The sequence below is a fragment of the Burkholderiales bacterium genome, assembly GCA_023511995.1.
In the GTDB taxonomy this organism is placed as follows: domain Bacteria; phylum Pseudomonadota; class Gammaproteobacteria; order Burkholderiales; family Thiobacteraceae; genus Thiobacter.
In genome coordinates, this window is record JAIMAL010000013.1 from 1 (window position 1) to 25,517 (window position 25,517).

At 65.0% G+C, this 25,517-nt stretch carries 22 protein-coding genes; 13 read left to right on the top strand and 9 right to left on the bottom strand.

Annotated features, from left to right (window positions below; translation table 11 throughout):
- From mnmE to rpmH, 5 genes are all read right to left on the bottom strand, one after another.
- Positions 1-1,328, bottom strand: a 1,328-nt coding sequence (gene mnmE / locus K6T56_07955) for a tRNA uridine-5-carboxymethylaminomethyl(34) synthesis GTPase MnmE (GenBank protein ID MCL6556276.1), incomplete at its 3' end; no start/stop codon positions are given.
- A complete protein-coding gene (gene yidC, locus K6T56_07960) occupies positions 1,312-2,931 on the bottom strand; it encodes a membrane protein insertase YidC (protein ID MCL6556277.1) in 1,620 nt (539 codons plus the stop codon). The genes mnmE and yidC, both read right to left, overlap by 17 nt.
- A gap of 9 nt (positions 2,932-2,940) precedes the next feature.
- Entirely contained in the window at positions 2,941-3,168 is a 228-nt protein-coding gene (gene yidD / locus K6T56_07965; protein MCL6556278.1) for a membrane protein insertion efficiency factor YidD, read from the bottom strand.
- Positions 3,144-3,512, bottom strand: a complete 369-nt coding sequence (gene rnpA, locus K6T56_07970; GenBank protein ID MCL6556279.1) for a ribonuclease P protein component — start codon at positions 3,510-3,512, stop codon at positions 3,144-3,146. Before rnpA ends, yidD begins: the two co-directional genes overlap by 25 nt.
- A 55-nt stretch (positions 3,513-3,567) precedes the next feature.
- Positions 3,568-3,702 carry a 50S ribosomal protein L34 gene (gene rpmH, locus K6T56_07975; GenBank protein ID MCL6556280.1) on the bottom strand — a complete coding sequence of 45 codons (135 nt, stop codon included), beginning with the start codon at positions 3,700-3,702 and terminating at the stop codon, positions 3,568-3,570.
- A 197-nt stretch (positions 3,703-3,899) separates the two neighbouring features.
- On the opposite strand from rpmH, the gene dnaA reads away from it, so the two are divergent.
- The 3 genes from dnaA (at position 3,900) to gyrB (ending at position 9,079) form a co-directional block, all read left to right on the top strand.
- On the top strand, positions 3,900-5,225 hold the full coding sequence (gene dnaA, locus K6T56_07980) for a chromosomal replication initiator protein DnaA (GenBank protein MCL6556281.1): 1,326 nt from the start codon (positions 3,900-3,902) through the stop codon (positions 5,223-5,225).
- 208 nt (positions 5,226-5,433) lie between these two features.
- Complete coding sequence (dnaN, locus tag K6T56_07985) at positions 5,434-6,543, top strand: DNA polymerase III subunit beta (GenBank protein MCL6556282.1); 1,110 nt, start codon at positions 5,434-5,436, stop codon at positions 6,541-6,543.
- Between the two features lie 34 nt (positions 6,544-6,577).
- The gene (gene gyrB / locus K6T56_07990; GenBank protein ID MCL6556283.1) at positions 6,578-9,079 is read left to right on the top strand and encodes a DNA topoisomerase (ATP-hydrolyzing) subunit B; all 2,502 of its coding nucleotides are present in this window, start codon (positions 6,578-6,580) and stop codon (positions 9,077-9,079) included.
- A gap of 7 nt (positions 9,080-9,086) precedes the next feature.
- On the opposite strand, the gene topA is transcribed toward gyrB, so the two are convergent.
- From topA to K6T56_08010, 4 genes are all read right to left on the bottom strand, one after another.
- Positions 9,087-11,375 (bottom strand): type I DNA topoisomerase, encoded by a 2,289-nt coding sequence (topA, locus tag K6T56_07995; protein ID MCL6556284.1) that lies wholly within the window; start codon positions 11,373-11,375, stop codon positions 9,087-9,089.
- A gap of 82 nt (positions 11,376-11,457) precedes the next feature.
- A complete protein-coding gene (locus K6T56_08000) occupies positions 11,458-11,898 on the bottom strand; it encodes a DUF494 domain-containing protein (GenBank protein MCL6556285.1) in 441 nt (146 codons plus the stop codon).
- A 28-nt stretch (positions 11,899-11,926) separates the two neighbouring features.
- Positions 11,927-13,021 (bottom strand): DNA-processing protein DprA, encoded by a 1,095-nt coding sequence (dprA, locus tag K6T56_08005; protein ID MCL6556286.1) that lies wholly within the window; start codon positions 13,019-13,021, stop codon positions 11,927-11,929.
- A gap of 173 nt (positions 13,022-13,194) precedes the next feature.
- Positions 13,195-14,382 (bottom strand): LysM peptidoglycan-binding domain-containing protein, encoded by a 1,188-nt coding sequence (locus K6T56_08010; protein ID MCL6556287.1) that lies wholly within the window; start codon positions 14,380-14,382, stop codon positions 13,195-13,197.
- A 125-nt stretch (positions 14,383-14,507) separates the two neighbouring features.
- Between K6T56_08010 and def the strand changes: the two genes are divergently transcribed.
- From def to K6T56_08060, 10 genes are all read left to right on the top strand, one after another.
- A complete protein-coding gene (gene def, locus K6T56_08015) occupies positions 14,508-15,011 on the top strand; it encodes a peptide deformylase (protein MCL6556288.1) in 504 nt (167 codons plus the stop codon).
- Positions 15,012-15,017: 6 nt separating this feature from the next.
- Positions 15,018-15,950 (top strand): methionyl-tRNA formyltransferase, encoded by a 933-nt coding sequence (fmt, locus tag K6T56_08020; GenBank protein ID MCL6556289.1) that lies wholly within the window; start codon positions 15,018-15,020, stop codon positions 15,948-15,950.
- A 128-nt stretch (positions 15,951-16,078) separates the two neighbouring features.
- Positions 16,079-17,353: a 16S rRNA (cytosine(967)-C(5))-methyltransferase RsmB gene (gene rsmB, locus K6T56_08025; protein ID MCL6556290.1), complete on the top strand. Its 1,275-nt coding sequence runs from the start codon at positions 16,079-16,081 to the stop codon at positions 17,351-17,353.
- Positions 17,325-17,888 (top strand): DUF4390 domain-containing protein, encoded by a 564-nt coding sequence (locus K6T56_08030; GenBank protein MCL6556291.1) that lies wholly within the window; start codon positions 17,325-17,327, stop codon positions 17,886-17,888. Before rsmB ends, K6T56_08030 begins: the two co-directional genes overlap by 29 nt.
- Before the next feature lie 3 nt (positions 17,889-17,891).
- Positions 17,892-20,030, top strand: a complete 2,139-nt coding sequence (locus K6T56_08035; GenBank protein MCL6556292.1) for a HAMP domain-containing protein — start codon at positions 17,892-17,894, stop codon at positions 20,028-20,030.
- 8 nt (positions 20,031-20,038) lie between these two features.
- The gene (locus K6T56_08040) at positions 20,039-21,286 is read left to right on the top strand and encodes a sigma-54 dependent transcriptional regulator (protein MCL6556293.1); all 1,248 of its coding nucleotides are present in this window, start codon (positions 20,039-20,041) and stop codon (positions 21,284-21,286) included.
- Between the two features lie 27 nt (positions 21,287-21,313).
- Positions 21,314-21,940, top strand: a complete 627-nt coding sequence (locus K6T56_08045) for a Rieske 2Fe-2S domain-containing protein (protein ID MCL6556294.1) — start codon at positions 21,314-21,316, stop codon at positions 21,938-21,940.
- A 67-nt stretch (positions 21,941-22,007) separates the two neighbouring features.
- The gene (locus K6T56_08050; protein MCL6556295.1) at positions 22,008-22,910 is read left to right on the top strand and encodes a phosphoribulokinase; all 903 of its coding nucleotides are present in this window, start codon (positions 22,008-22,010) and stop codon (positions 22,908-22,910) included.
- Between the two features lie 92 nt (positions 22,911-23,002).
- Positions 23,003-23,374 (top strand): DUF2784 domain-containing protein, encoded by a 372-nt coding sequence (locus tag K6T56_08055; protein MCL6556296.1) that lies wholly within the window; start codon positions 23,003-23,005, stop codon positions 23,372-23,374.
- An 8-nt stretch (positions 23,375-23,382) separates the two neighbouring features.
- Positions 23,383-25,497 (top strand): UvrD-helicase domain-containing protein, encoded by a 2,115-nt coding sequence (locus K6T56_08060; GenBank protein ID MCL6556297.1) that lies wholly within the window; start codon positions 23,383-23,385, stop codon positions 25,495-25,497.
- Positions 25,498-25,517 lie beyond the last annotated feature (20 nt).

The window sequence follows — 25,517 nt, forward strand, 5'->3', positions numbered from 1 at the left end:
TTTCCGATACAAAAGCGGGCGAAAATCTCCCCCAGAAGATCGTCCGAGGTGAATTCGCCGGTGAGGGTAGCCAGGGCGTTGTGGGCAAGTTTCAGTTCTTCCGCCATAAGCTCCAGCTCCTGCCAGTGGGTATCCGCCGCTTCCAGATGGGCGCGGGCCCGCGTCAGTGCCTCCAGATGCCGGGCGCGGGCCATGAACACGCCTTCCCCCGTCTCCTGCCAGCCGGCCAGGGCAAGCAGGCGGCGACGCAAAAGCTCGATGCCGGCACCGGTCTTGGCGGAAAGATAAACGGTCTCCTCCGCCAGGCGCGGGGCTTCCCCCAGCAGATCGATCTTGTTCACCACCCGCAACACCGGCAGTCCGGCGGGCAGCCGCGCGAGGATGGCTTCGTCCTCCGCTGCCGGCGCCGTTCCCGCTTCCGTCACCAGGAGGGCGATGTTGGCCTTCTCCACCGCGGCCCAGGTGCGGGCGATGCCCAACCGCTCCACCTCGTCCGTGGTCTCCCTTAACCCCGCGGTGTCGATGATGTGCACGGGAATGCCGTCAAGCTGGATGAGTTCCCGCACGGTGTCGCGGGTGGTGCCGGCAATGGGGGTGACCAGCGCCACCTCCTCCCCCGCCAGGCGGTTGAGGAGACTGGATTTGCCCACGTTGGGCCGGCCGATCAACACGACATGCAGGCCTTCCCGGAGGAGACTCCCCTGGCGGGCGCGGGCGAAAACCGCGTCGAGCTGCTGCCTTAAGGCGGAGAGTTTTTCCCGGGCATGGGCCGCCTCGAGAAATTCCAGCTCCTCTTCGGGAAAGTCGAGGGTGGCTTCCACCAGCATGCGCAGGTCAATGAGGGCATCTCGCAGGGCACCCACTTCCCGGGAGAATTCCCCGCGCAGGGAACGCAGGGCACTCCTCGCCGCCTGGGCGGTGGCGGCCTCGATGAGATCGGCCACACTTTCGGCCTGGGCGAGGTCCAGCTTGTCGTTGAGGTACGCGCGGCGGGTGAATTCCCCCGGCTCGGCCAGGCGCGCCCCCAGGGCGAGGCAGCGGGTGAGCACCAGTTGCAGCACGGCGGGACCCCCGTGTCCCTGCAGCTCCAGCACGTCCTCGCCGGTGAAGGAATGGGGGGCGGGGAAGAAGAGGGCGATGCCCTGATCCAGCACCTCGCCCTGGGCATCGAGGAAATCCGCCAGGGTGGCGTGGCGGGGGACCGGGATTCGACCCAGGATGCCTTGGGCGATGGCCCGCGTGGCCGGGCCCGACACCCGCACCACGCCAATGGCCCCGCGCCCCGGGGCAGTGGCGATGGCGGCGATGGTGTCAGCGGGCGAGGCCACCTTTTTCCGCCATCCCCAGCACGTGGTTGATGCGCCACTGCTGGAGGATGGAGAGGAGGTTGTTGACCAGCCAGTAGAGGACGAGGCCGGCGGGGAAGAAAAAGAACATGACCGAGAAGACCACCGGCATGATCATCATCACCTTCGCTTGGATGGGGTCCGGCGGCGTGGGGTTGAGCTTGGTCTGCACGATCATGGACAGCCCCATGAGGATGGGCAGCACGTAATAGGGATCGGGAGCGGTGAGATCCTGAATCCACAGGATGAAGGGGGCATGCCGCATCTCCACGCTGTAGAGGAGCACCCAGTAGAGGGCGATGAAGACGGGAATCTGCACCAGAACCGGCAGACAGCCGCCCATTGGATTGATCTTTTCCGTCTTGTAGAGCTCCATCATGGCCTGGTGCAGCTTCTGCCGGTCATCCCCATAGAGTTCCTTGATGCGCTGGAGCCTGGGCGCCACCGCCTTCAGCTTGGCCATGGAACGGTAGCTGGCAGCGGAAAGGGGGTAGAAGACCAGCTTGATGATGACGGTGAGGGCGATGATGGCAAAGCCCCAGTTCCCCAGCCAGTCGTGGAGGGTCTTGAGGAGCCAGAAGAGGGGCGCGGCAAGCACGGTGAGCATGCCATAGTCCACCGCGAGCTCCAGGCCCGGGGCAAGGGCCTTGAGGGTGTCCTGCTCCTGGGGACCCACATAGAGGCGGGTGGTCACCTGCAGCGTGCCTTCGGCTTTCGAGGAGAGGGGCAAAATCACGCCGGCGGTGTAGAGGTTGTCCGCCACCTTGCGGGCGTAATATTCCCGCGCAACTCCCGGCGGCGGCAGGTAGGCCGCCAGGAAATAATGCTGCACCATGGCTACCCAGCCATCCTGGGCGGTGATGGGGCTCACGCCCTTGGCGACGTCGGAGAAGGACAGTTTCCTGAACTTCTGTGCCTCGGTGTAGAGGGCGGGGCCAGTGTAGGTGGAAAGGAAGCGGGATTCCCCTTCGGGGGGCGAGTCATCCCGCAGGAACTGGAAATAGGCGGCAGGGTTCGAGGACTCTCCCGCGCGGTGGACTTCGTACCCCACGTCGATCACATAGCTGCCCCGGTGGAAGGTGTAGGACTTGGTGACCCGCACCGGCCCTGGGCCTTCCCAGTAGAGGCGGACGGTGAGGCTGGACTGGTCCGGAACGAGGGTGTAGGCGGTGGCTTCGGCGCGGAAGGTTTCCTTGTGGCTGGGGAGTCCCTCGCCCAGGAGCCCGCTTTGCGCCACGTAATAGTGAGGCGGCTCGTCGGCTAAGAGCACCAAAGGTTTTTTCCGGTCGGTCGCCGCGCCATGTTTCAGCAGCACCACCCGGCGCAGGTCGCCTCCCTGGGTGTCGACTTCCGCGTCCAGCAAATCGGTGCGCACGGAAATGCGCTGGCCTTTGCTTAAGGGCGCGCCGCTGTTCGGGGCGGGGGACGGTGCGGCACCCTCAGGCAAGGTATGCGCCTTCGGCACGCTGTCTGGCTGAACCGCCGCCGGCCGCGTTTTCGGCGCGTGGTATTCCTGCCAGGACTCCCAGAGGAGGAGCAGAGAAAAGGAAAAGACGATGAAGAGGATGAGGCGCTGGGTGTCCATGGGAGGTGCTCAAGCTTTCCTGGAGGCAGGGGGCACGGGATCCCATCCCCCCGCCGCCCAGGGATGGCAGCGCAAAAGTCGCCGGCCGGCCAACCCCATCCCCCGCAGCGGCCCGTGGGTTCGGATGGCCTCGCAGGCATAGTCCGAGCAGGTTGGGTGATAGCGACAGCGGTCCCCGAGGAGGGGGCTCAAGAGGTATTGGTAGAGGCGGATCAGACCGATGAGGATTCGGGACATGGACACAATCTCGCAAGCTGGCGCAGGAGTTCCTCCCGTACCGAGGAAAAGTCCTTCCGGCAGAAGGGCTTGGCGACCCGCACCACGACATCACAGGCGCCGAAGCCCGCCTGCCCCAGGCGAAAGACTTCCCGCACCACCCGCCGCATGTAGTTGCGATCCACCGCCCGGGACGCCACGCGCCGCGGCACCATGATGGCAAGCCGGGCGTAGCTTAAGCCATTGGGGCGGACCCAAACGGTGAAATGGGCGCTGCTTGCCCGCCGCTTAAAACCGAAAACGGACGAGATCTCGTCCGTTTTCCGCAGGTGGCGTCTTTGCGGGAAACCGTAGCGGGCCGTCACCGGCACACCCCGCGGGCAGGGGGAAGGGAAAGGCTTCCCCCACCACCGGCAACGGTCAGACGGCCAGGCGTTTGCGACCCTTGGCGCGGCGAGCGTTGATCACGGCGCGGCCGGCCTTGGTCCGCATCCGCACGAGGAAACCATGGGTACGCTTGCGGCGCACAACGGAGGGCTGGTAGGTGCGTTTCATCGTCTGCCTTCGGCCTTGAAATCTGAAAACCGCATATTTAAGCGGGATTGGGGCTCCCCTGTCAATGATTAAATCCTCGCCGCCCGCCCCTTTTCCTGTGGATAACTGTCGTGGTTGGGGTACAATGGCACCTCCCCCCGCCCGGCTGGGCCACTCCTTAACCCCAACGACTTTAAGACAAACGAAGGCGAATCCGGATGGAAGGCTTTTGGCAGCATTGTCTCGAGCGGTTCGGCAAGGAGTTGACGCCGCAACAGTTCAACACCTGGATCAAACCCCTGCGCGCCGAGGAGGGTGGGGAAGGGGTGCGGCTGATCGCCCCCAATCGCTTCGTGCAGCAGTGGGTGAAGGACAAATTCCTGGGCCGCATCCAGGAGCTCGCGGAGGCGCACTTCGGCCGTCCCGTCACGGTGGAGGTGGCCCTGGGCCAGGCAGAGGGCAGGCCGGAAGGGAAGACAGCCGAGGCCAAGGCCTTTGGCCTTGTACAGCGGGAAAAAGAAAACCCCACGGGGCTCAATCCCGCCTTTACCTTTGCCAACTTCGTCACCGGAAAAGCGAACCAGCTGGCGCGGGCGGCAGCCCTGCAGGTGGCAGAAAATCCGGGGGCCGCCTACAACCCGCTGTTTGTCTATGGCGGCGTGGGGCTGGGCAAGACCCATCTCATCCAGGCCATCGGCAACCTGGTGCTGGAGCACAATCGTCACGCGAAGATCAGCTACATCCATGCGGAACGCTATGTTTCAGACGTAGTACGCGCTTACCAACACAAATCCTTCAATGATTTCAAGCGCTACTACCATTCCCTGGATCTCCTCCTCATCGACGACATCCAGTTTTTCGCCGGCAAAAGCCGCACCCAGGAGGAATTCTTCTACGCTTTCAACGCCTTGATCGAGGCCCGTCGGCAGGTGATCATCACCTGCGACACCTATCCCAAGGAAATGCAGGGCATCGAGGACCGACTCGTCTCCCGCTTCGGCTGGGGACTCACCGTGGCCATCGAACCACCGGAGCTGGAGATGCGGGTGGCCATCCTCCTCAAGAAGGCGGAAGGGGAAAACGTAGAGCTGGGGGAGGAGGTGGCGTTTTTCATCGCCAAGCAAATCCATTCCAATGTGCGGGAGCTGGAAGGGGCGCTCAAGCGGGTGATTGCCTATTCCCGCTTCACCGGCCAGCCCATCTCCGTGGACCTGGCCAAGGAGGCCCTCAAGGACCTGCTGGCGGTGCAGACACGGCAGATTTCCATCGAGAACATCCAGAAGACGGTGGCCGACTATTACAAGATCAAGGTCGCCGAGATGTACTCCAAGAAACGCTCCCGGGTAGTGGCCCGGCCCCGGCAGATCGCCATGGCGCTGGCCAAGGAACTGACCCAGCTCAGCCTGCCGGACATCGGCGATGCCTTTGGCGGACGGGACCACACCACGGTGCTCCACGCCTGCCGCCGCATTGAGGAACTTCGCAATGTGGACCCGACCCTCAACCGGGATTTCACTGTCCTCATGCAGACCCTGCGCAGCTGAGGGGGGAACAAGGTGAGGGTAGGCTGGGGGTGTTTTGGGGACAAAGGGGCGTACAGCGGGGGAAAAGAAATCCTCCACAAAACCGTCCGCCTTTCCTCCCCTGCTTCATGCACAGGCAGAGGCACAGCAAGGGATTGAAGGAAAACCATTTTTTCAGTTATCCACATATCCAGCGCCCTTATCAGACTTACCACAAGGGAAAACAACAATGCTATTGATCCAAGCCGACCGGGACGTCCTGCTCAAAGGCCTGCAGGCGGTCACCGGCATCGTCGAGCGCAAACACACCCTTCCCATCCTCTCCAATGTGCTCCTGGAGGGTGGGGAGGCGCGGCTGAGCTTCCTTGCTACGGATCTGGAAATCCAGATCCGCTGCGAAACCACACCCGGCCACTGTGAACAAGCTTTCCAGACCACCTGCTCGGGGAGGAAACTGCAGGACATCCTGCGCGCCCTGCCGGAGAACGCTGTGGTGAGCTTGGAACTCCAGGACAGCAGGCTGGTGGTAAGGGCAGGAAAAAGCCGCTTCAGCCTGCAGACTTTGCCTGCAGAGGATTTTCCCCGTTTCAGCGCGGCGGAAGGGGAAGGCAGACAGATCGTCCTCGAGCAAAGGCGGCTTCGCCATGCCATCGGCCAGGTGCAGTTCGCCATGGCCCAGGCGGACATCCGCTATTACCTCAATGGCATGCTGCTGGTGGTGGGGGAGGGCCAGATGCGGCTGGTGGCCACCGACGGCCACCGACTGAGCTTGTCCCAGCAGGCGCTGCCGGAGGCAGCAGGGGAGCCGCAGGAGCTGATCGTGCCGCGCAAGACGGTGCTGGAGCTTGCCCGGTTGCTGGGGGAAAGCGAGGAGCCGGTGACGGTGCGCCTCGCCCGCAATCAGGTGCGCTTCGCCTTCGACGCCATCGTCCTGGATTCCAAGGTGGTGGACGGCAAATTCCCGGACTACAACCGGGTGATCCCCACCGGCTACCGGAACCGCTTCCGGGTGGACCGGCTGCTGCTGCAGCAGGCCCTGCAGCGGGCGGCGATCCTTTCCAACGAGAAGGTGCGGGGTGTGCGGCTGGTCCTCACCAAAAACAGCCTGAAGGTGCTGGCCACCAATGCCGAGCAGGAGGAAGCCCAGGAGGAACTGGAGATCGATTACGAGGGTGAGGCCTTGGACATCGGCTTCAACGTGAGTTACCTGCTGGACGTGCTGAGTCACCTGGAGGCGAAGGAAGTGGAATGGGCCCTGGGGGATTCGTCCAGCAGTGCCCTGGTCACTGCCCCGGAGGATCCGGGATTCAAGTACGTGGTGATGCCCATGCGCATCTAGCGCATGTTTCACGTGAAACATTGGGATTGATTCGATGCGTGATTTGATCGTGAAGAAATCCGGCCGGGAATGGTGTGTCTTTTCCGGTGAGGAGAAACTCGCCTGTTTCCGCAGCGAGGAGGAGGCCCAGGCCCACAAGGTGGACTTGGAGGCCAAGACCTACGATTCCTCCGCCATCAAGGTGCTGCGGGGTCTGGAGGCAGTGCGCAAACGCCCGGGGATGTACATCGGCGACACCGCCGATGGCACGGGCCTGCACCACATGGTTTTCGAGGTGGTGGACAATGCCATCGACGAGGCCCTGGCCGGTTACTGCAACGAGATCCGGGTGGTCATCCACACCGACAACTCCATCAGCGTCGCCGACAATGGCCGGGGAATTCCCACCGACATCCACCCCGAGGAGGGACGTTCCGCGGCGGAAGTGATCATGACCGTGCTGCACGCGGGGGGAAAATTCGATTCCAACTCCTACAAGGTCTCTGGGGGCCTGCACGGCGTCGGGGTGTCGGTGGTGAATGCGCTGTCCGAGTGGCTGAAGCTCACCATCCGCCGCGACGGCAAGGTGCACTACATGGAATTCCGTCGCGGCGAGCCGGTGGCGCCCCTGCGGGTGATCGGGGAGACGAAGCAGCGGGGCACGGAAGTGCATTTCATGGCCGACAAGGAGATCTTCGGCCATGTGGAGTACCACTACGATATCCTTGCCCGGCGCCTGCGGGAACTTTCCTTCCTCAACAACGGCGTTTCCATCACCCTGGTGGACCAGCGCACCGGCAAGGAGGAGCATTTCGCCTTCTCCGGCGGCGTGAAGGGGTTTGTGGAGTATATGAACCGCACCAAGAACGTCCTCCACCCCAACATCTTCTATGCCCGAGGCGAGAAAGACGGCATCACCGTCGAAGTGGCCATGCAGTGGACGGACGCCTATCAGGAGAACGTCCTCTGTTTCACCAACAATATTCCCCAGCGGGATGGCGGCACCCATCTCACGGGCTTGCGCGCGGCGCTTACCCGCACCCTCAACAATTACATCGAGCAGAATGAGCTCGCCAAAAAGGCCAAGGTGGAGACCACCGGCGATGATATGCGGGAGGGGCTGACCTGCGTCCTCTCGGTGAAAGTGCCCAACCCCAAGTTTTCCAGCCAGACCAAGGACAAGCTCGTTTCCTCCGAGGTGCGGCCGGTGGTGGAGGAGATTGTGGCGGCGAAACTGGCGGAATTCCTCGCGGAGCGGCCCACGGACGCCAAAATCATCGCCTCCAAGATCATCGAGGCGGCCCGCGCCCGGGAGGCGGCCCGCCGTGCCCGGGAAATGACCCGCCGCAAAGGGGTCCTGGATTCCATGGGCCTGCCGGGGAAGCTTGCCGATTGCCAGGAAAGGGATCCCGCCCAGTCGGAGCTCTACATCGTGGAGGGGGATTCCGCCGGGGGTTCCGCCAAGCAGGGGCGGGATCGCCGCTTCCAGGCCATCCTGCCCCTGAAGGGCAAGATCCTCAACGTGGAGCGGGCGCGCTTCGACAAGCTGTTGTCCTCGGCGGAAATCGCCGCCCTCATCACCGCCTTGGGCACCGGTATCGGCAAGGATGAATATTCGCCGGACAAGGTCCGCTACCACCGCATCATCATCATGACCGATGCGGACGTGGACGGCTCCCACATCCGCACGCTGCTTCTCACCTTCTTCTATCGCCAGATGCCGGAGCTCATCGAGCGGGGCTATGTCTATATCGCCCAGCCGCCCCTCTACCGGGTCAAACACGGCAAGCAGGAGCGTTATCTCAAGGATGACCACGAGCTCAAGGAATACCTCCTCGAGCTTGCCCTCACCGATACCGTCCTCACCCCCGCTGCGGGGGCCAAACCCCTCACGGGGGAGGCGCTGGCGGCTCTCGCCAAGTCCTACCTTCTCTCCGAGGCGGTGATCGAGCGACTGTCGAAGGTGATCGACAAAGCCACCCTTTATGCCCTGCTCAATACACCCCCCCTCGACCTTTCCACGGCGGATCGCGCGCTGGCTGCCGCCGAGGCCCTCGCTGCTGTGCTGAACGACCCGGCGGTCACCCTGCGTGCGGAATACCACGAGCCCAGCGAAAGCCACCGGATCATCATCACCCGCAGCCATCACGGGAATCTGCAGACTTCCGCCCTGGACCGGGATTTCCTGGAAAGCGGCGATTACGCTCAGCTGCGCGCCACCGCGGCGCTCCTCCAGGGTCTCATGGGGCCGGGTGCCAGCATCCGGCGGGGGGAGAAGGAGATTGCCATCACCAGCTTCAAACAGGCGCTCGACTGGCTCTTGGAAGAGGTGCAGCGCAACCTGCAGATCCAGCGCTACAAGGGCCTCGGGGAGATGAATCCGGAGCAGCTGTGGGAGACCACCATGGACCCGGCGGTGCGGCGGCTGCTCAAGGTGCAGATCGAGGACGCCATCGCCGCCGACGAGATTTTCACCACCCTGATGGGCGAGGCGGTGGAACCCCGCCGGGCGTTCATCGAAGCCAACGCCCTGGTGGCCCGCAACATCGACGTCTGAGGGGGTTTCAGGCGCCCTCCGGCGCCTCCACGGGCTCGCTGAAACCGCAGTCCTTTTGCGGACAGACCTTTTCCGTACCCCGCCGCTTGGTGGTCTTCAGGGTGAGAATGGGCCAGCCGCATTTCGGGCAGGATTGCGCAAGGGGGGGATTCCAGACCGCATAGCGGCATTCCGGATAGCGGCTGCAAGAATAGAAAAGTTTGCCGTAGCGGCTTTTCCGCTCCAAGAGCGTCCCCTGTTTGCATTCCGGGCAGGTGACCCCTGTGTCCCGGGGTTTTTCCAGGGGCTCGATGTAACGGCATTTCGGGTAGGCGGCACAACCGATGAATTTGCCGTAGGGTCCCGACTTGATCAGGAGGCCGCTCCCACACTTGGGGCAATGGCGCCCCTCCAGGGTCTCCGCCGGGGCCGCTGAGGCTTCTGCGCTCTCGTTGGCATTGCGGGTGTAGTCGCACTCCGGGTAGCCGGAACAGCCGATGAAACGGCCCCGCTTGCCCAAGCGCAGGGTAAGGGGTCGGCCGCATTTGGGACAGGCCTCCTCGAGGGCTTCGCTGGTCACCTCCCGGCGGGCGATGCCCTGTTTGTCCGCCAGTTGCCGGGAGAAATCCTTCCAGAAGCGCTCCAGAACGGGGATCCAGTCCTCCTTGCCGTTGGAGATGTCATCCAGCTGGTCCTCCAGGCGGGCGGTGAAATCGTAGTCCACATAGCGGGTGAAGTGTTCGGTGAGGAACTTGTTTACCACCCGCCCCACGTCGGTGGGACGGAAGCGTTTCTTGTCCAGCACCACATATTCGCGCTTGAGCAGCGTGGAAATGATGGTGGCGTAGGTGGAGGGGCGGCCGATGCCGTATTCCTCCAGGGCCTTGACCAGGCTCGCTTCGGAATACCGGGGGGGCGGCTGGGTGAAGTGCTGTTCGCCGAAGACCTCGTCCACCGGCACCTCCTCCCCCTCTTCTAGGGGCGGCAGCCGCATCTCCCCTTCCTCCTCCGGCACTTCGTCGGCGCCTTCCTGATAGACGGCGATGAAGCCGGGGAAGGTGAGGGTCTGGCCGCTGGCGCGGAACAGGGTGCCCGCGCCCAGCTCGATGTCCAGGCTCACGGTGTCATATTTGGCGGGGCTCATCTGCGAAGCGAGTGCCCGCTTCCAGATCATCTCGTAAAGCTTGGCCTGTTCCGCCGTCAGGTATTTGCGCATCGCCTCCGGCGTGCGCGCGATGGAGGTGGGGCGGATGGCCTCGTGGGCCTCCTGGGCATTTTTCGACTTGTTCCGGTAGGTGACCGGCTGCCTGGGCAGATAACCGGCTTCGAAATGTTCCGCGATATAGGCGCGGATCTCCTCCACCGCCTCCCGCGCGAGATTCACGGAATCCGTGCGCATGTAGGTGATGAGACCCACGGCCTGACCGCCGATGTCTACCCCTTCGTAGAGCTGCTGGGCGATGCGCATGGTCTTTTCCGCAGACAACCCCAGCTTGCGCACCGCCTCCTGCTGCAGGGTAGAGGTGGTGAACGGGGGCGAGGGCGAGCGGGTCTTCTTGCGCTTTTCCACGCTGCGCACCAGGGCGACTTCGCCCGCCTCCCGCAGGCGGGCGAGCACCGCATCGGCTTCGGCCTGGTCTCCGAGGCTGAACTGTTCCAGCTTGCGGCCTTCGAACTGGATGAGTCGGGCGCCGAATTTCTGGCGTCCCTTGTGGGAGGTGAGGTGGATGGTCCAGTACTCCCGGGGCACGAAGGCTTCGATTTCCTCCTCCCGCTCCACGATGAGGCGCAGCGCCGGACTTTGCACCCGGCCCGCGGAAAGGCCCCGGCGCACCTTGCGCCAGAGCAGGGGCGAAAGGTTGAAGCCCACCAGGTAGTCCAGGGCGCGGCGCGCCTGCTGGGCGTTCACCAGGGGCATGGAAATGTCCCGCGGGTGGGCGAGGGCTTCCTCTACCGCGCTTTTGGTGATCTCGTAGAAAACGACGCGCCGCAGGGGTTTGTCCTTGAGGAGCTTCTTTTCCCGCAGGATTTCGGCAATGTGCCAGGCAATGGCCTCCCCCTCCCGGTCCGGGTCGGTGGCCACCAGGATTTCCCGGGCGCCCTTCGCCGCCTTGGCCAAAGCCTCCACGTGCTTGGCGTTCCGTTCGATGAGCTGGTATTTCATGGCGAAGCCGTGCTCCGGGTCCACTGCGCCGCTCTTGGGCACGAGGTCACGCACATGGCCGTAGGAAGCGACCACGTCGAAACCATTGCCGAGGTACTTTTTCAGGGTTTTCGCCTTGGATGGCGATTCGACGATGAGCAAACGCTGGGACATGGGATGATGCGGGTGAACGGCCGCCGGATATTAAGGGCTCGGGCGTTGCGCTGGCAAGCCGCAATCCCCGGGGGCGCAATGATCAGTGCAGGGGGCCTTGGGGTGAACCGGTGAGGAAATCCTCCACGAGAACGTAATCCCGTCCCTCACTCCAGAGCACCATGAGGACGATCCATTTCACCTGTTCGATGCCGATTTCCGGCTCATCGAGGGCGCAAAGGCGGTCGATCACCCATTCCCGCTCCGCGGCGGTGAGCAGCCCCGAGGCTTCCAGGAAGGCAATGAGACCGCGGCTTGCGGCATCGAGGCGCTGGAGCTCTTCGGGGGCGTAGCAGCGGCTCGCCGCCCCGGCCGGCAGGTGAAGGTCCTCGAGCTGGGACAGCGCCTGGAACCAATCGAAGGCCCGGGCGATGTCGGCCTCGCCAAAGCCGGCTTTAGCGAGCTCCCGCGCAAGCCGGCCTTCATCGGGCTGGCCGGCGGGACGGAAGAAGTTTTCGAAGAGATAGACGAGGATATCGAACATCCGCTTCCCGGATTGTTTTAGGGGTCGTTCAGTGGATCGCCTGGTAGAGGCCACCGGGAAGCGCGGCCACGCGGCCGGCGAGCTCCAGTTCCAACAGGATGGAGGAAAGCTTCTCCGGCGTCAATCCGGTGCGCAGGACGAGGGCGTCGAGCCCGCAGGGCGCCTGCCCAAGGGCGGCCAGACACATGGCCGCCTCCTCGCTCAAGGTGGCTCCAGCGGTGGGCGGCGCGGGAGCTGCGGGCGCCACGGTGCAACCCAGCTCCTCGAGAATGTCCTGGGCGCTTTCCACCAGCTTGGCTCCCTGCTTGATGAGATAGTGGCAGCCTTTGCTCAGGGGACTGTGTATGGAGCCGGGTAGCGCGAACACCTCCCGTCCCTGTTCCGCGGCAAGGCGGGCGGTGATGAGGGAGCCGCTCTTCATGCCCGCCTCCACCACCAGCAAGCCGCGGGCCAGGCCGCTGATCAGGCGGTTGCGGCGGGGAAAGTTTTCCCCCCGGGGTGGCGTGCCCAAGGGGAATTCCGACACCAGCGCCCCTCCCTGGGCCAGCCGGTGGGCCAGTTCCCGGTGGGCCGCCGGATAGACGGTATCCAACCCCGTGCCCACCACGGCGATGCTGCCGCCCCCGCCGGCCAGTCCGCCTTCATGGGCGGCGGCATCGATGCCCAGGGCAAGGCCACTGACGATGCACCAGCCCTGCCGGGAGAGGGTTTCGGCGAAGGCGGCGGCATCCCGGCGTCCCTGGGCGGTGGCATTGCGGCTGCCCACGATGGCAAAGGCCGGCCGGGAGAACCAGGCCGGATCGCCCTTCACGTAGAGGAGCGGCGGAGGGTCGGGAATTTCCAGGAGCCGCTGGGGATAGCGGCGGTCGGCCAGGGTGAGCACCTGGTTTGCGGGGTCCCGAAGCCAGGCGCGGGTGCGTTCCAGTTTCTCCCGGTCGAAGGCGCGGGCGGCGATGGCTTGGGCGAGCTCCCGTTCCACCACCGTGGCTAGCACGGAAGGGGGCTGGTGGAAAATGGCTTCCGGGAGGCCGAAGCGAGAGAGAAGCCGCCGGTAACGTTCCCCGGAAAGGCCGGGAATCAGGGCCAAGGCGACCCACTCGAGGACCTCGTCCCCCTGTTCCATGGATTACCCCGCGGCACGCTCCCGTCCGCGGCGGGCGGGCCGTTTGGCAGAGGGAAGGAACGCTGCCGGCGCCGGCGGGAAGCCGCGGCGGGCCGACCTCGCCTTGCCGGCGGGGGAGAAGTCACTCAACCGCGCGCCCATCACGGCCACGGGGCGGGGGGCCGGAAGGAGGCTTAAGGATTGGTGACCACGTCCCCCTGGTGTACGGCGGATGCCGCCTGCATCACCAGGCCGTAGGACACCCGGTCGAAGGTGCGGAAGACGAGCAGCAGACCATAGCGCTCGTCCGGCAGCTTGACCATGCCCTTCTGGGCATCCTCGGGGGGACAGGGGCCCCAGGCCTCCTTGCGGTCATAGAACTGGTCGAAGCTTACCTTGGCATCCTTCTTCAGGCATTCCGTCTGGTGCCAGTTGCGCAGCGGCCGGCTCTCCTCGGCCTGGTCGGCCACCTTCACCGTCATGCCATGGCGGTAGAGGGCAAGCACCTGCCCCCGTTCCAGGCCATCCCGTTTGCCCAGATTGATGGCGACGATGGCTTTGGGGCCGGCCTCAGCCACACCGGAGTGGATGGCGACGATGCGCCCCCGCACCGGCTTTTCCGGTGCGTGGGGGACGAAATTGCTGAGCTCCGCCTCTCCCAGCGGCACGAGGCGGTCGCCCTTGTTGATTTCGGCGGCGGCGCGGACGATTTCGATGGTGGAGGTCTCCCCGAAACGTTTCACCCGCGCCTCCCCCAGATAGACGGCTTCATAGCCCAGGGTCTGGCCGCTGTCCGGGTCCACCAGGGCCCGGCCCGGGCGGAACACCTGCCATTGCTCCCGATCCCCCGCCTTGAGGCCTGCCACGTAGGCACGGTTGCCCGCCCCGATGACCACCCGCTCCTCCTCCGAGGCGACGATCTGGGGCGCGTTCCGCAGGCCATCCTCCTCGATCACCAGCGGCTGGGTGAGGAAAGGCCCGATGTCGGCGGGGGAGATGACGGGAATGGCGGCGGCTTCCGGCCGCGGCATCTCCCGCATCGTGGGCTTCAGCACCACCACCTCGCGGCCCTGGTATTTCTGGCTGCGGACGAGCTTCAGCCGCCCCTTGCCGTCACTGCCCCGCTCCAGCACCACGACGTCGCCGGGATAGATGCGGTGGGGATTTTTGATCTGCTCCCGGTTGAGCTGCCAGATTTCTGGCCAGCGCCAGGGTTCGTTGAGGAATTTGCCGGCGATGCCCCAGAGGGTGTCGCCTTTGACCACGACGTAGCGGTCCGGCGCGTCGTCCTTGATCTGCGCCTCTTCTGCGCGGGCGCCCCAGGAATGGAAGCCGGCCAGGAAACTGCCAACCACGAGCGACGTTATAATGGCTTTACGCATGGGCACCCTCGATCGATGTGCGTTTGCGGGAACTCCAGCGACATGGACCGGCCTTATGCAAAGCGGATGCTGGAGTTTGCTTGAAATTCTGCATATAAAATCTTCACCGGGCAAGCGTTTTTTCGATGGCGATCTTAAAAATCCTTCATTATCCGGACCCGCGTCTGCACACCGTGGCCAAGCCGGTGGCATCGGTGGACGACCGCATCCGCTGCTTGGTGGCCGACATGGCCGAGACCATGTATGCCGCGCCCGGCATCGGCCTGGCGGCCACCCAGGTGGACGTGCACGAGCAGGTCATCGTCATCGATGTGTCGGAAACCCGCGACGAGCTCCGGGTGTTCATCAACCCCGAGCTGGTGCGGGCCGAGGGGGAGGCGGAATACGAGGAAGGGTGTCTTTCGGTGCCCGGCATTTATGACAAGGTCAAGCGCGCCGCCCGCATCACCGTGCGCGCCCTGGACCAGGAGGGGCGGCCGTTCACCCTCGATGCGGAGGGTTTGCTTGCGGTGTGCATCCAGCATGAAATGGATCACCTCAAGGGCAGGGTCTTCGTCGAATATCTTTCCCGGCTCAAGCAGAACCGCATCCGGCAGAAGCTCAAAAAACGCGAACGCGAGACCATGTGAGCCCGCATGCGTGTCGTCTTCGCCGGTACTCCAGAATTTGCGGCGGCTGCGCTGAAATCCTTAATCGCCGCCGGTCATGAGATCCTCCTCGTCCTCACCCAGCCGGACCGCCCCGCTGGTCGCGGCCTGAAGCCGACCCCCAGCCCGGTCAAGGTGCTGGCGGAGAATATGGGCCTGGCCGTGGCGCAACCCGCAACCCTGCGGGATCCGGAGCTCAAGGCCGCGCTGCGGCATCTCGCCCCCGAGGTCATGGTGGTGGCGGCCTATGGCCTGCTGCTGCCGCGGGAGGTGCTGAGCCTGCCCCGCTGGGGGTGCCTCAACATCCATGCTTCGCTGCTGCCCCGCTGGCGGGGGGCTGCCCCCATCCAGCGGGCCATCCTGGCGGGCGATACCGTGACCGGCATCACCATCATGCAAATGGACGAAGGACTCGATACCGGCCCCATGCTGCTCAGAAAACCCTGCCCCATCGCGCCGGACGACACGGCGCACACACTCCACGATCGCCTGGCGCAACTGGGGGCGGCCGCCATCGTGGAGGCGCTGGCGCAGCTTCCCACCCTCACGCCCGAGCCCCAGGACGAGGCGCAGGCCACCTATGCGCCCAAGATCACCAAGGAGGAGGCCCGCATCGACTGGACCCAGCCGGCGGCGAGCCTCGCGCGGGCGGTGCGGGCCTTCAATCCGGCTCCCGTCGCCTACACCTGGCTGGGCCCGCAGCGGCTTCGCCTGTGGTTTGCCGTCAGTGAGCCGGGCGGGGCGGGCGCGCCCGGGGAGATTCTCAGCGTTGACCGTCAGGGCCTGCGCGTGGCCACGGGGGAGGGCGTGCTGCGGATCACGGAACTGCAGCGGGAAGGAGGCCGGCGCCTCACCGCGGAAGCCTTTGCCGCCGCTGACTGGCTGCGGCCCGGCATCCGCCTTGGGGCGGCACCCCATTGAATTTTCACCATCGCCCCGGCATCTAAGGCGGCATCCCTTCACCCCTCAAGCTTCCATGTTGGGCAACCGGATCAAAACGGCACTTCTTGCGGGCCTTGTCGCCCGCTTTCTCCTCACGGACCTGGCCCGTGGCGGCGGCTGAAGCGCAGGCGCAAGCGGCCCGCGTGGTGGCCGCGGTGCTGGCCGGCCGGAGTCTCACGGAGGCGCTGCGGGCGGCCACCGCCACCCTGGCCGAGCCGCGGCAAGCGCGTGCCGTGCAGGACTTGAGCTTCGGCACCCTGCGCCATCTGGCGCGCCTGCAGGCCCACCTGAAAGCCCTCGCCTCCCGGCCGGTGAAGGACAGCCTGCTGCGCGCCCTGCTCCTGGTGGGACTGAACGAGCTGCGGGCCGGGCGTGCTCCCCATCCCGCCGTCGTGCACCAGACGGTGGAAGCCGCGCGCAGCCTGGGCAAGCCCTGGGCCGCCGGCTTCGTCAATGGCGTGCTGCGTCACTACCTGCGAAAGGCCCAGGCCCTCGAAGCGCAGGCGGACCAGGACGAAACGACCCGCTTCAGCTATCCCGGCTGGTGGATCGAGCGTCTTGCCCGTCAGTACCCGGACCAGTACCAGAACCTGCTGGCGGCGGGACTGAGCCACCCGCCCATGACCCTGCGCATCAACCGCCGGCGCACAAGCCCCGAGGCTTATCGGGCGATGCTTGCCGAGGCGGGCATGGAGAGCACGCCCCTCGGGCCGGTGGCCCTGCGCCTCAGAAAGCCCGTGCCGGTGGAGGCGCTGCCGGGCTTTCGTGAGGGGCTCGTCTCGGTGCAGGATGCGGGGGCGCAGCAGGCTGCCTATCTCCTGGCCCTTGAGCCCGGCCAGCGGGTGCTGGATGCCTGTGCGGCGCCCGGCGGCAAGACCGCCCATATCCTGGAGACCGCCGATGTGCGCCTCACCGCCGTCGATCGCGATCCCCGGCGCCTTGAACGGGTGAAGGAAAACCTCGACCGGCTGGGTCTGTCCGCCCAGCTCGTCGCCGCCGATGCCGCAAACCCCACCTGGTGGGATGGGGAGCCCTTCGACCGCATCCTCGCCGATGTGCCCTGCTCCGCTTCCGGCGTGGTGCGCCGCCACCCCGATGCCAAATGGCTGCGCCGGCCGCAGGACATCGCCGCCTTTGCCCGGGAGCAGGCCCGGCTGCTTGTCGCGCTCTGGCGCCTGCTTGCCCCCGGTGGTACATTGCTGTACGCCACCTGTTCCCTCTTTGCCGAGGAAAATCAAGAGGTCATCCAGGATTTCCTGGCCCGGCAGCCGGACGCCCGACCCGATCCCCTGTCTGCTTCCCCGGCGGGTTTCCTGCAACTCCTGCCGGACGAGAACCAGGATGGTTTTTTCTATGCGCGGCTTCGCAAACTTCCTGCGTGAGGGCCTGCTCCTTGTCGGCCTGCTTTTGGGCTGCTCCACCGCCTGGGCGGGGGAAGGGGCGAGCATCCGTTCCGCCGAGCTCATCCCCGGCGAGGAGTGGTATTACCTCTATGCGGACATCGAGGTGAACTTCCCCAAGGCGCTGGAGGATGCGCTGAAAAAGGGCGTGAGCCTCAACTTCATGCTGGAATTCGAACTTCAGCGCCCCCGTTGGTACTGGTTCGACGAAACGGTGGCCAGCGTGCGCCAGAACCTGCGCATCAGCTACCATGCCCTCACCCGCCAGTATCAGTTCTCCAGCAATCAGGGCAATCGTTCCTATGCCACGCTGGCGGAAGCGAAGGAGGAGCTGCAGCACATCACGGAATGGAAGGTGCTGGACCGCAGCCAGCTTAAGAAAGGCGTCACCTATCAGGGGGCGTTGCGGCTGCGCCTGGATGTGAATCAACTGCCCAAGCCCCTGCAGGTGGAGGCCATCAGCTCCCGCGAGTGGAACTTCAATTCCGACTGGTACCGCTTCACCGTCACGCCGTAACCCATGCGCTACATCGTCGGCCTTTCCATCGCCTTCGGCTTCAGCCTGCTCTATCTCCTCTGGCGGGCGAGCAGCAACACCGCCCTTTTTGCCGAGCATTACACCCTGCTCATCGTCCTCAACAGCGTGGTGGCGGTACTGCTTTTCGGGCTCATCATCTATCAGGTGCGGCTTCTGCGTCGCCGCATCCGCACTGGGCAGTTCGGTGCGAGGCTCACCCTGCGGTTGATTGCCGTCTTTGCCCTGATGGCCATCGTGCCCGGCACCATCATCTATGGCGTGTCGGTGCAGTTCCTCACCCGCTCCATCGAATCCTGGTTCGACGTGCGGGTGGACAGCGCATTGGAGGGCGGGCTCAACCTGGGGCGAAGCGCGCTGGAGGCGCAGCTTGCCGAACTCACCAAAAAGGCGGAGGCCATGGCCATCACCCTCGCCGAGGAACCTGCCAGCAGCCATCTGGCCAGCCTCAGCCGGCTGCGGGAGCAGACCGGTGTGGCGGAAGCGGCGCTCTTCTCCGCACGGGGCGCGGTGATCGCTTTTGCCAGCGCCGATCCCCAGGCCTTGAGCCCCGAGCTTCCCTCTCCCGCGATCCTCCGCCAGGTGCGCCAGCAGCAGCCTTATCGCGCCCTGGAGGTGATCGGTGAGCGCGGCCTTTTCCTGCGCGCGGTGGTGCCGGTGAACGTGCTATCGCTTTCCGAGGACATCCGCATCCTGCAAGTGTTGCAACCGGCGCCGAAGAAACTCGCCGAGGACGCCCAGGCGGTGCAGGACGTCTATCGAGACTACCAGGAGCTGTCCTTTGCCCGCCGCAGCCTTTCCCGCTTCTTCACCCTTTCCCTCACCATGACCCTGCTGCTTGCCCTTCTTTCGGCGGTGGCAGCGGCCTTCCTCGTCTCGGAGCGCCTGAATGCGCCCCTGGGGCTTTTGGCAGAGGGCACCCGTGCGGTAGGCAAGGGGGATTTCTCGCCGGTGCAGCCGGTCAAGGCGCGGGACGAGCTGGGCATGCTCATCAACTCCTTCAACGCCATGACCCGCCAGCTCGCGGAGACCCGCGCCCAGGTGGAATCGAAGCAACGCCAACTGGAAGGGGCGAAGGGTTACCTGGAAGCCATTCTCTCCCATCTTTCCAGCGGCGTGCTGGCCTTCGACGAGCGGCTCTCTCTGCGCACGGTGAATCCCACCAGTGCGCTGATTCTGGGCGTGGACCTCAACACGTTGCGGGGCATCCCCGTCTCCGCCTGGGGGGAACGGGTGCCGGCGCTGGCCCCCTTTGGCGAGGCGCTTTTCCGCCACTTCGAGGCAGGCGGTGGCAAAGACTGGCAGGAACAGATCGAGCTTGCCCGGGAGACCGGCAGCCAGGTGCTGCTCCTGCGGGGCACGCGGCTGCCGGCGGCGGCGGAAGGGGGTTACGTGGTGGTCTTCGACGACATCACGGGCTTGATCCAGGCCCAGCGGGCCGCCGCCTGGGGCGAGGTGGCGCGGCGGCTCGCCCACGAGATCAAAAATCCTCTCACCCCCATCCAGCTTTCTGCCGAGCGACTGGAACACAAGCTTGCGGGCAAGCTTACGCCGGCCGATGCGGCGATGCTCTCCCGCGCCACGCAGACCATCGTCAACCAGGTGGCGGCCTTGAAGAGCATGGTCAACGATTTCAGCGAATACGCCCGCGCGCCCATGCTCAAGGCGCGCCCCCTCGATCTCAATGCCCTAGTGGGGGAAGTGCTCACCCTCTACGAGCACGCCGATTTCCCCGTGCACACGGAGCTCACCGCCGGGCTCACCGTCGAGGGGGATGCCAAGCTCCTGCGCCAGGTCATCCACAATCTCCTGGCCAATGCCCAGGACGCGGTGGCCGCGGTTGCCTCACCCCGCATCACCGTGCGCACGGAAGCGGTGGGGGATTGGGCGCAACTGCGGGTGATGGACAACGGGCCGGGTTTTGCGCCGGAGATTCTCGCGCGCGCCTTTGAGCCCTATGTCACCACCAAGGCCAAGGGCACCGGCCTGGGTCTTGCCATCGTCAAACGAATCGTGGATGAGCACCACGGCGAGGTGGAAATCCGCAATCTGGAACCCCAGGGAGCCTGTGTTTGTGTGCGTCTGCCACTTGCTTCCGCACAGGCCGCCCGGCAGGCGGCATAATCTTGACTATGGCCAACATCCTCGTTGTTGATGATGAAGCGGGCATCCGCGAGTTGTTGCAGGAAATCCTGCACGACGAAGGCCACCAGGTGTGGCTGGCGGAAAGTGCAAAGCAGGCGCGGCTTCTGCGCGAGGCGGCAGCGCCCGACCTGGTGCTGCTGGACATCTGGATGCCGGACACCGACGGCATCACCCTCCTCAAAGAATGGTCGGCCAACGGCCAGCTCACCATGCCGGTGGTGATGATGTCCGGGCATGGCACCATCGACACCGCCGTGGAAGCCACCCGCATCGGCGCCTACGATTTTCTCGAGAAACCCATCGCCCTGCAGAAGCTGCTCCACACCGTGGGGCGGGCGCTCAAGCGGGCGGAGGCACTTCACCGGCCGCGGCAGGGCTTGTCGGCGCTGGGCAGCAGCCCGCTCATCGCCGCCCTCGGGGCGCGCCTCGAAAAAATCGCCGCAGGCCGCGAACCGGTGTTGCTTCTGGGGGAGACGGGCTGCGGCTTCGAGCATTGCGCGCGGGCCCTCCATGTGCCGGGCACCCCGTGGGTGGCGCCGGAGGATACGGCGTGGCTCCTTAACAACCCGGTGGAGTTCCTGCAGCAGGCGAAGGGGGGGCTTCTCTACGTGAGTGGCCTCGAGCGCCTGGGGCGCCTGGAGCAAAAGGGGCTTGCCCTCCTTCTGCCGAAACTTACGCGCCTTGAGGTGCGTCTGGTGGCGGCCGCCACTTCCGCCATCCGGGCGCTTGTGGAAAACGGGACCTTCGATGCCGAACTCTATCACCAGATTTCCGCCATCACCGTTCCCCTGCCGGCCCTGCGCAGCCGGCGCGAGGACATCCCGGAGCTCGCCCGTGCCTTGCTTGCCCAAATGATCGAGGCGCGGCGGGTGCCGGTCAGGCGCTTCACCACGGCGGCGCTCAATGTTCTGCGCCAGTATGATTGGCCGGGCAACCTGCAGGAGCTGGAAAACGTGGTGCGCAGCGTGGCCCTGGCAAGTGCCGAGGAAGAGATCGGCGCGGAGGAGGTCTCAGCGCTGCTTTCCCGGCCGGCGCAGGGGACTCTGCTTCCCCTCGACCTCGACCAGCCGCTGCGGGAAGCGCGCGATGCCTTCGAGAAACTCTATTTCGAGCACCATATCGGCAAGGCGGGCGGCAACATGAGCCGGGTGGCGGAAGCCGTCGGCCTGGAACGCACGCATCTGTACCGCAAACTGAAACAACTGGACATCCGCATCACCCGCAAACCCGAATGATTTTTGTCTCACGGAGAAAGGACTGACATGAGCGATGCCCTCAATTATCTGGTGGCGGCCCGCGGCGACGCCCTCACCCACTATTTCAAGTTCCTCAAGGATGCCGGCAAGTATCTCGACCCCAAGACGCGGGACCTCATCTCCGTCATCACCAAGGTGCATGCACAGACGGAAACCGGCTTCAAGCAATACCTGATGCGGGCCCTGCGGGATGGGGTGAAGCCCATCGAGGTCATCGATGCGCTGATCATGGCCTTCCCCGCGCTGGGCCTGGCGAAAATTGTGTGGGCGGCGGAAATCATCCTGGAGCTTGACATGCCCGAGTTCCGCCCGGAAAACCTGACGCGGCAGGCGGGCTGGCACGAGGTGGGGCCGGTGGAGAGTTTCAAGGATGGCGAGACGGTGCGCCTGCCCTGCGACGGCCGGGAGCTGTTCGTTTATCGCAAGGGGGATGAATTCCGGGTCTATGACAGCCGCTGTCCCCATCAGGTGACCAATATCCCCCATCTGGCCCTGGAGGGGACGACGCTTACCTGTCCCAAGCATCACTGGAAATTCGACATCACCACCGGCGAGTGCATCGCCGTGGGCAAGGAACCGCTCAAGCGGTTCGAGACCAAGGTGGAAGGTGACCGGCTGTTTGCCTACTGGTGACAGGGCGCTGGCGCCGCTTTTATAATCGGCGGTTACGCACAGCATTTCCACCTTTCAGGGAGTCATCATGTCCGTCAAACATCCCGTCGTCGCGGTCACGGGTTCCTCCGGCGCTGGCACCACCACGGTGAAGCGCGCCTTCGAACATATCTTCCGCCGCGAGAACATCACCGCTGCCATCATCGAGGGCGACAGTTTCCACAGCCTCGACCGCAAGGCCTTCAAGGAGGCCGTGGCCAAGGCGGAAAAGGAAGGCCGCCGGCCGCCCAGCCATTTCGGTCCGGAGGCCAATCATTTCGACCTCATCGAGAAGACCTTCAAGGAATATGGCGAGAAGGGCACCTGCCTGCGCCGCTACTACATCCACAACGAAGAGGAGGGCAAGCCCTGGGGACAGGAGCCCGGCACCTTCACCCCCTGGCAGCGCATCGAGAAGGGGACGGACCTTCTCTTCTACGAAGGCCTGCATGGCGGCGTGGTCACCGACACCGTGGATGCCGCGCGTTACGTGGACCTGCTGGTGGGCGTGGTGCCCATCGTCAACCTGGAATGGATCCAGAAAATCCACCGGGATGCGGCGGAGCGCGGCTATGCGCCCGATGTGATCGTCGATACCATCCTGCGGCGCATGCACGATTACGTGCATTACATCACGCCGCAGTTTTCCCGCACCCATATCAATTTCCAGCGGGTGCCCACGGTGGATACCTCCAACCCCTTCATCGCCCGTGACATCCCTACGCCGGACGAGAGCTTCGTCGTCATCCGCTTCCGCCGGGAGGTGGCGCAGACGGTGGATTTCCCTTACCTCCTCAACATGATCCCCCATTCCTTCATGTCGCGCCCCAACACCATCGTCGTGCCCGGCGGCAAGATGGGCTTCGCCATGGAGCTCATCCTCACGCCCATGATCCACGACTTGATTGCGGCGAGCAGGAAAGCGAGGGCGCGCAAAAGCACGCGCAAATGAGGTCGGGGTGCAAAGGGGGAAGAAGGCCGCCGTGCGCGGCTTTTTTCTTGGCGCGGCCATCGTCCCGGGGTATGGGGTGCTGAGGCTTCGCCATGATGGCGCGCTTTCTCGCCGATGCGGTGTTGCTTTTGCATCTGGGCTTCATTGTCTGGGTGGGGGCCGGGGGACTGGCGGTGCTGCGCTGGCCGCGGCTTGCATTCCTCCACCTGCCGGCAGTATTGTGGGGAGCGGGCATCGAGTTCACGGGCGCGATCTGTCCCCTGACCCCCCTGGAGAACGCCCTGCGCCGCCAGGCCGGAGAGGCGGGCTACGCCGGCGGCTTCATCGAGCATTACCTTCTGCCGCTGATCTACCCCGACGCCCTCACCGAAACGGTGGAGTGGCTGCTGGGGGCGCTGGTGCTGGCCATCAACGGCCCCATCTACTGGATGCTCTGGCGCCGCTCAAGCACCCTGCGTAGGTAAGGACCGCCGTGAACGCGCCCGCTTTTCTTGCCCAGCTCAACCCGGAGCAACTGGCGGCCGTGACCCTGCCGCGGGAATCGGCGCTCATCCTCGCCGGTGCGGGTTCGGGCAAGACGCGGGTGCTCACCACCCGCATCGCCTGGCTGATCCAGACCGGCCAGGCCAGTCCCGGCCACATCCTCGCCGTGACCTTCACCAACAAGGCGGCGCGGGAAATGCTCACGCGGCTTTCCAGCATGTTGCCCATCAACACGCGGGGCATGTGGGTGGGCACCTTCCATGGGCTCGCCAACCGCCTGCTGCGCGCCCATCACCGGGAGGCGGGACTGCCGCAGCTCTTCCAGATCCTGGACCAGCAGGATCAGCTTGCGGCCATCAAGCGGGTGCTCAAGGCGGCGAACGTGGACGACGAGCGCTATCCCCCCCGCCAGGTGCAGTACTTCATCAACAGCGCCAAGGAGCAGGGGCTGCGCGCCGGGGAGGTGGAAGCGCCGGATGACGAGCGCGGGGTGTACCGCAGCCTTTTTGCTGCTTACGAAGAACAATGCCAGCGGGAAGGCGTGGTGGATTTCGCCGAGCTTCTGCTGCGCAGCTACGAGCTGCTCGCCCGCAACGAAGTTTTGCGCGCCCACTATCAGGCGCGTTTCCGCTACATCCTGGTGGACGAATTCCAGGACACCAGCCGCTTCCAGTACGAATGGCTGAAACTGTTCGCGGGCGCGGACAATGCGGTCTTTGCCGTGGGCGACGACGATCAGTCCATCTATGCCTTCCGCGGCGCCCATGCCGGCAACATGCAGGACTTCCTGCGGGATTTCCGCGTCCGTCAGCTCATCAAGCTGGAGCAGAACTATCGTTCCCAGGGCAACATCCTGGACGCCGCCAATGCCGTGATCGCCCACAACGGCAACCGGCTGGGCAAGAATCTGTGGACGGCGAAGGGGGCGGGCGAGCCCATTCGCGTCTTCGCCGCGGCAAGCGATGCGGAGGAGGCGCAGTTCGTTGTGGAAGAGGTGCGCGCCCTGCACCGCGCGGGCCTGCCGCTGTCCGAAATCGCCGTGCTCTATCGCGCCAATGCCCAATCGCGGGTGCTGGAGCATGCCCTCTTCAGCGCCGGCCTGCCCTACCGGGTCTATGGCGGCCTGCGCTTCTTCGAACGCCAGGAGATCAAACATGCGCTGTCTTATCTGCGCCTGCTGGCCAATCCTGGGGACGACAACGCGCTAATCAGGGTGATCAACTTCCCGCCCCGGGGCATTGGTGCGCGCACCCTGGAAAAAATTCAGGAGGCGGCGCGGGAGCAGGGTGTCTCCCTCTGGCAGGCGGCGTGCCGGCAGGGCGCCACGCCGACGCGGGGACTGCCCGCCTTCGTTTCACTGGTGGAGGCGCTGCGGGAGGAGACCAAGGGCATGCGCTTGAGGGAGCAGGTGGAGCACATGCTTGAGGCAAGTGGCCTCACGGCCCATTACCGGGCGAGTGGCGAGCCGGATCGGGTGGAGAACCTGGAGGAGCTCATCCATGCCGCCGCGGCCTTCGAGGCGGAATACGAGGCGGAAGCCGAGGCGGGCGTCGATGTGCTCATCGCCTTCCTCACCCACGCCGCCCTGGAGGCCGGCGAGCATCAGGCGGGATTGGGCCAGGACGCGTTGCAGCTCATGACGGTGCACGCGGCCAAGGGGCTGGAGTTCGACGCGGTGTTCATCACGGGCCTCGAGGAAGGCCTCTTTCCCCATGAGAACAGCCTCTTCGAGGCGGGCGGGGTGGAGGAGGAGCGGCGCCTCATGTATGTGGCCATCACGCGGGCCCGCCAGCGGCTCTATCTCAGCCATGCGCAAAGCCGCATGCTCCATGGCCAGACGCGCTATGGCATTGCCTCCCGTTTCCTCGACGAGATTCCGGCTGCGCTGCTCGCCCCCGTGGGCAGCCCCGCGCCCCCCGCCCCGCGGCCCGAGGCGGCGGGCATCCCCTGGCGGGTGGGCCAGAGCGTGGTGCATGCCAAGTTCGGCGTGGGGGTGATCGTGGATTGCGAAGGCCGGGGCGCGGATGCTCGCATCCAAGTGAACTTCCGCGATGCGGGCCTTAAGTGGCTGATGGTGGAATACGCCAAGCTCACGCCCGCCTGAGGGGCATCGCGCTTTCCTGC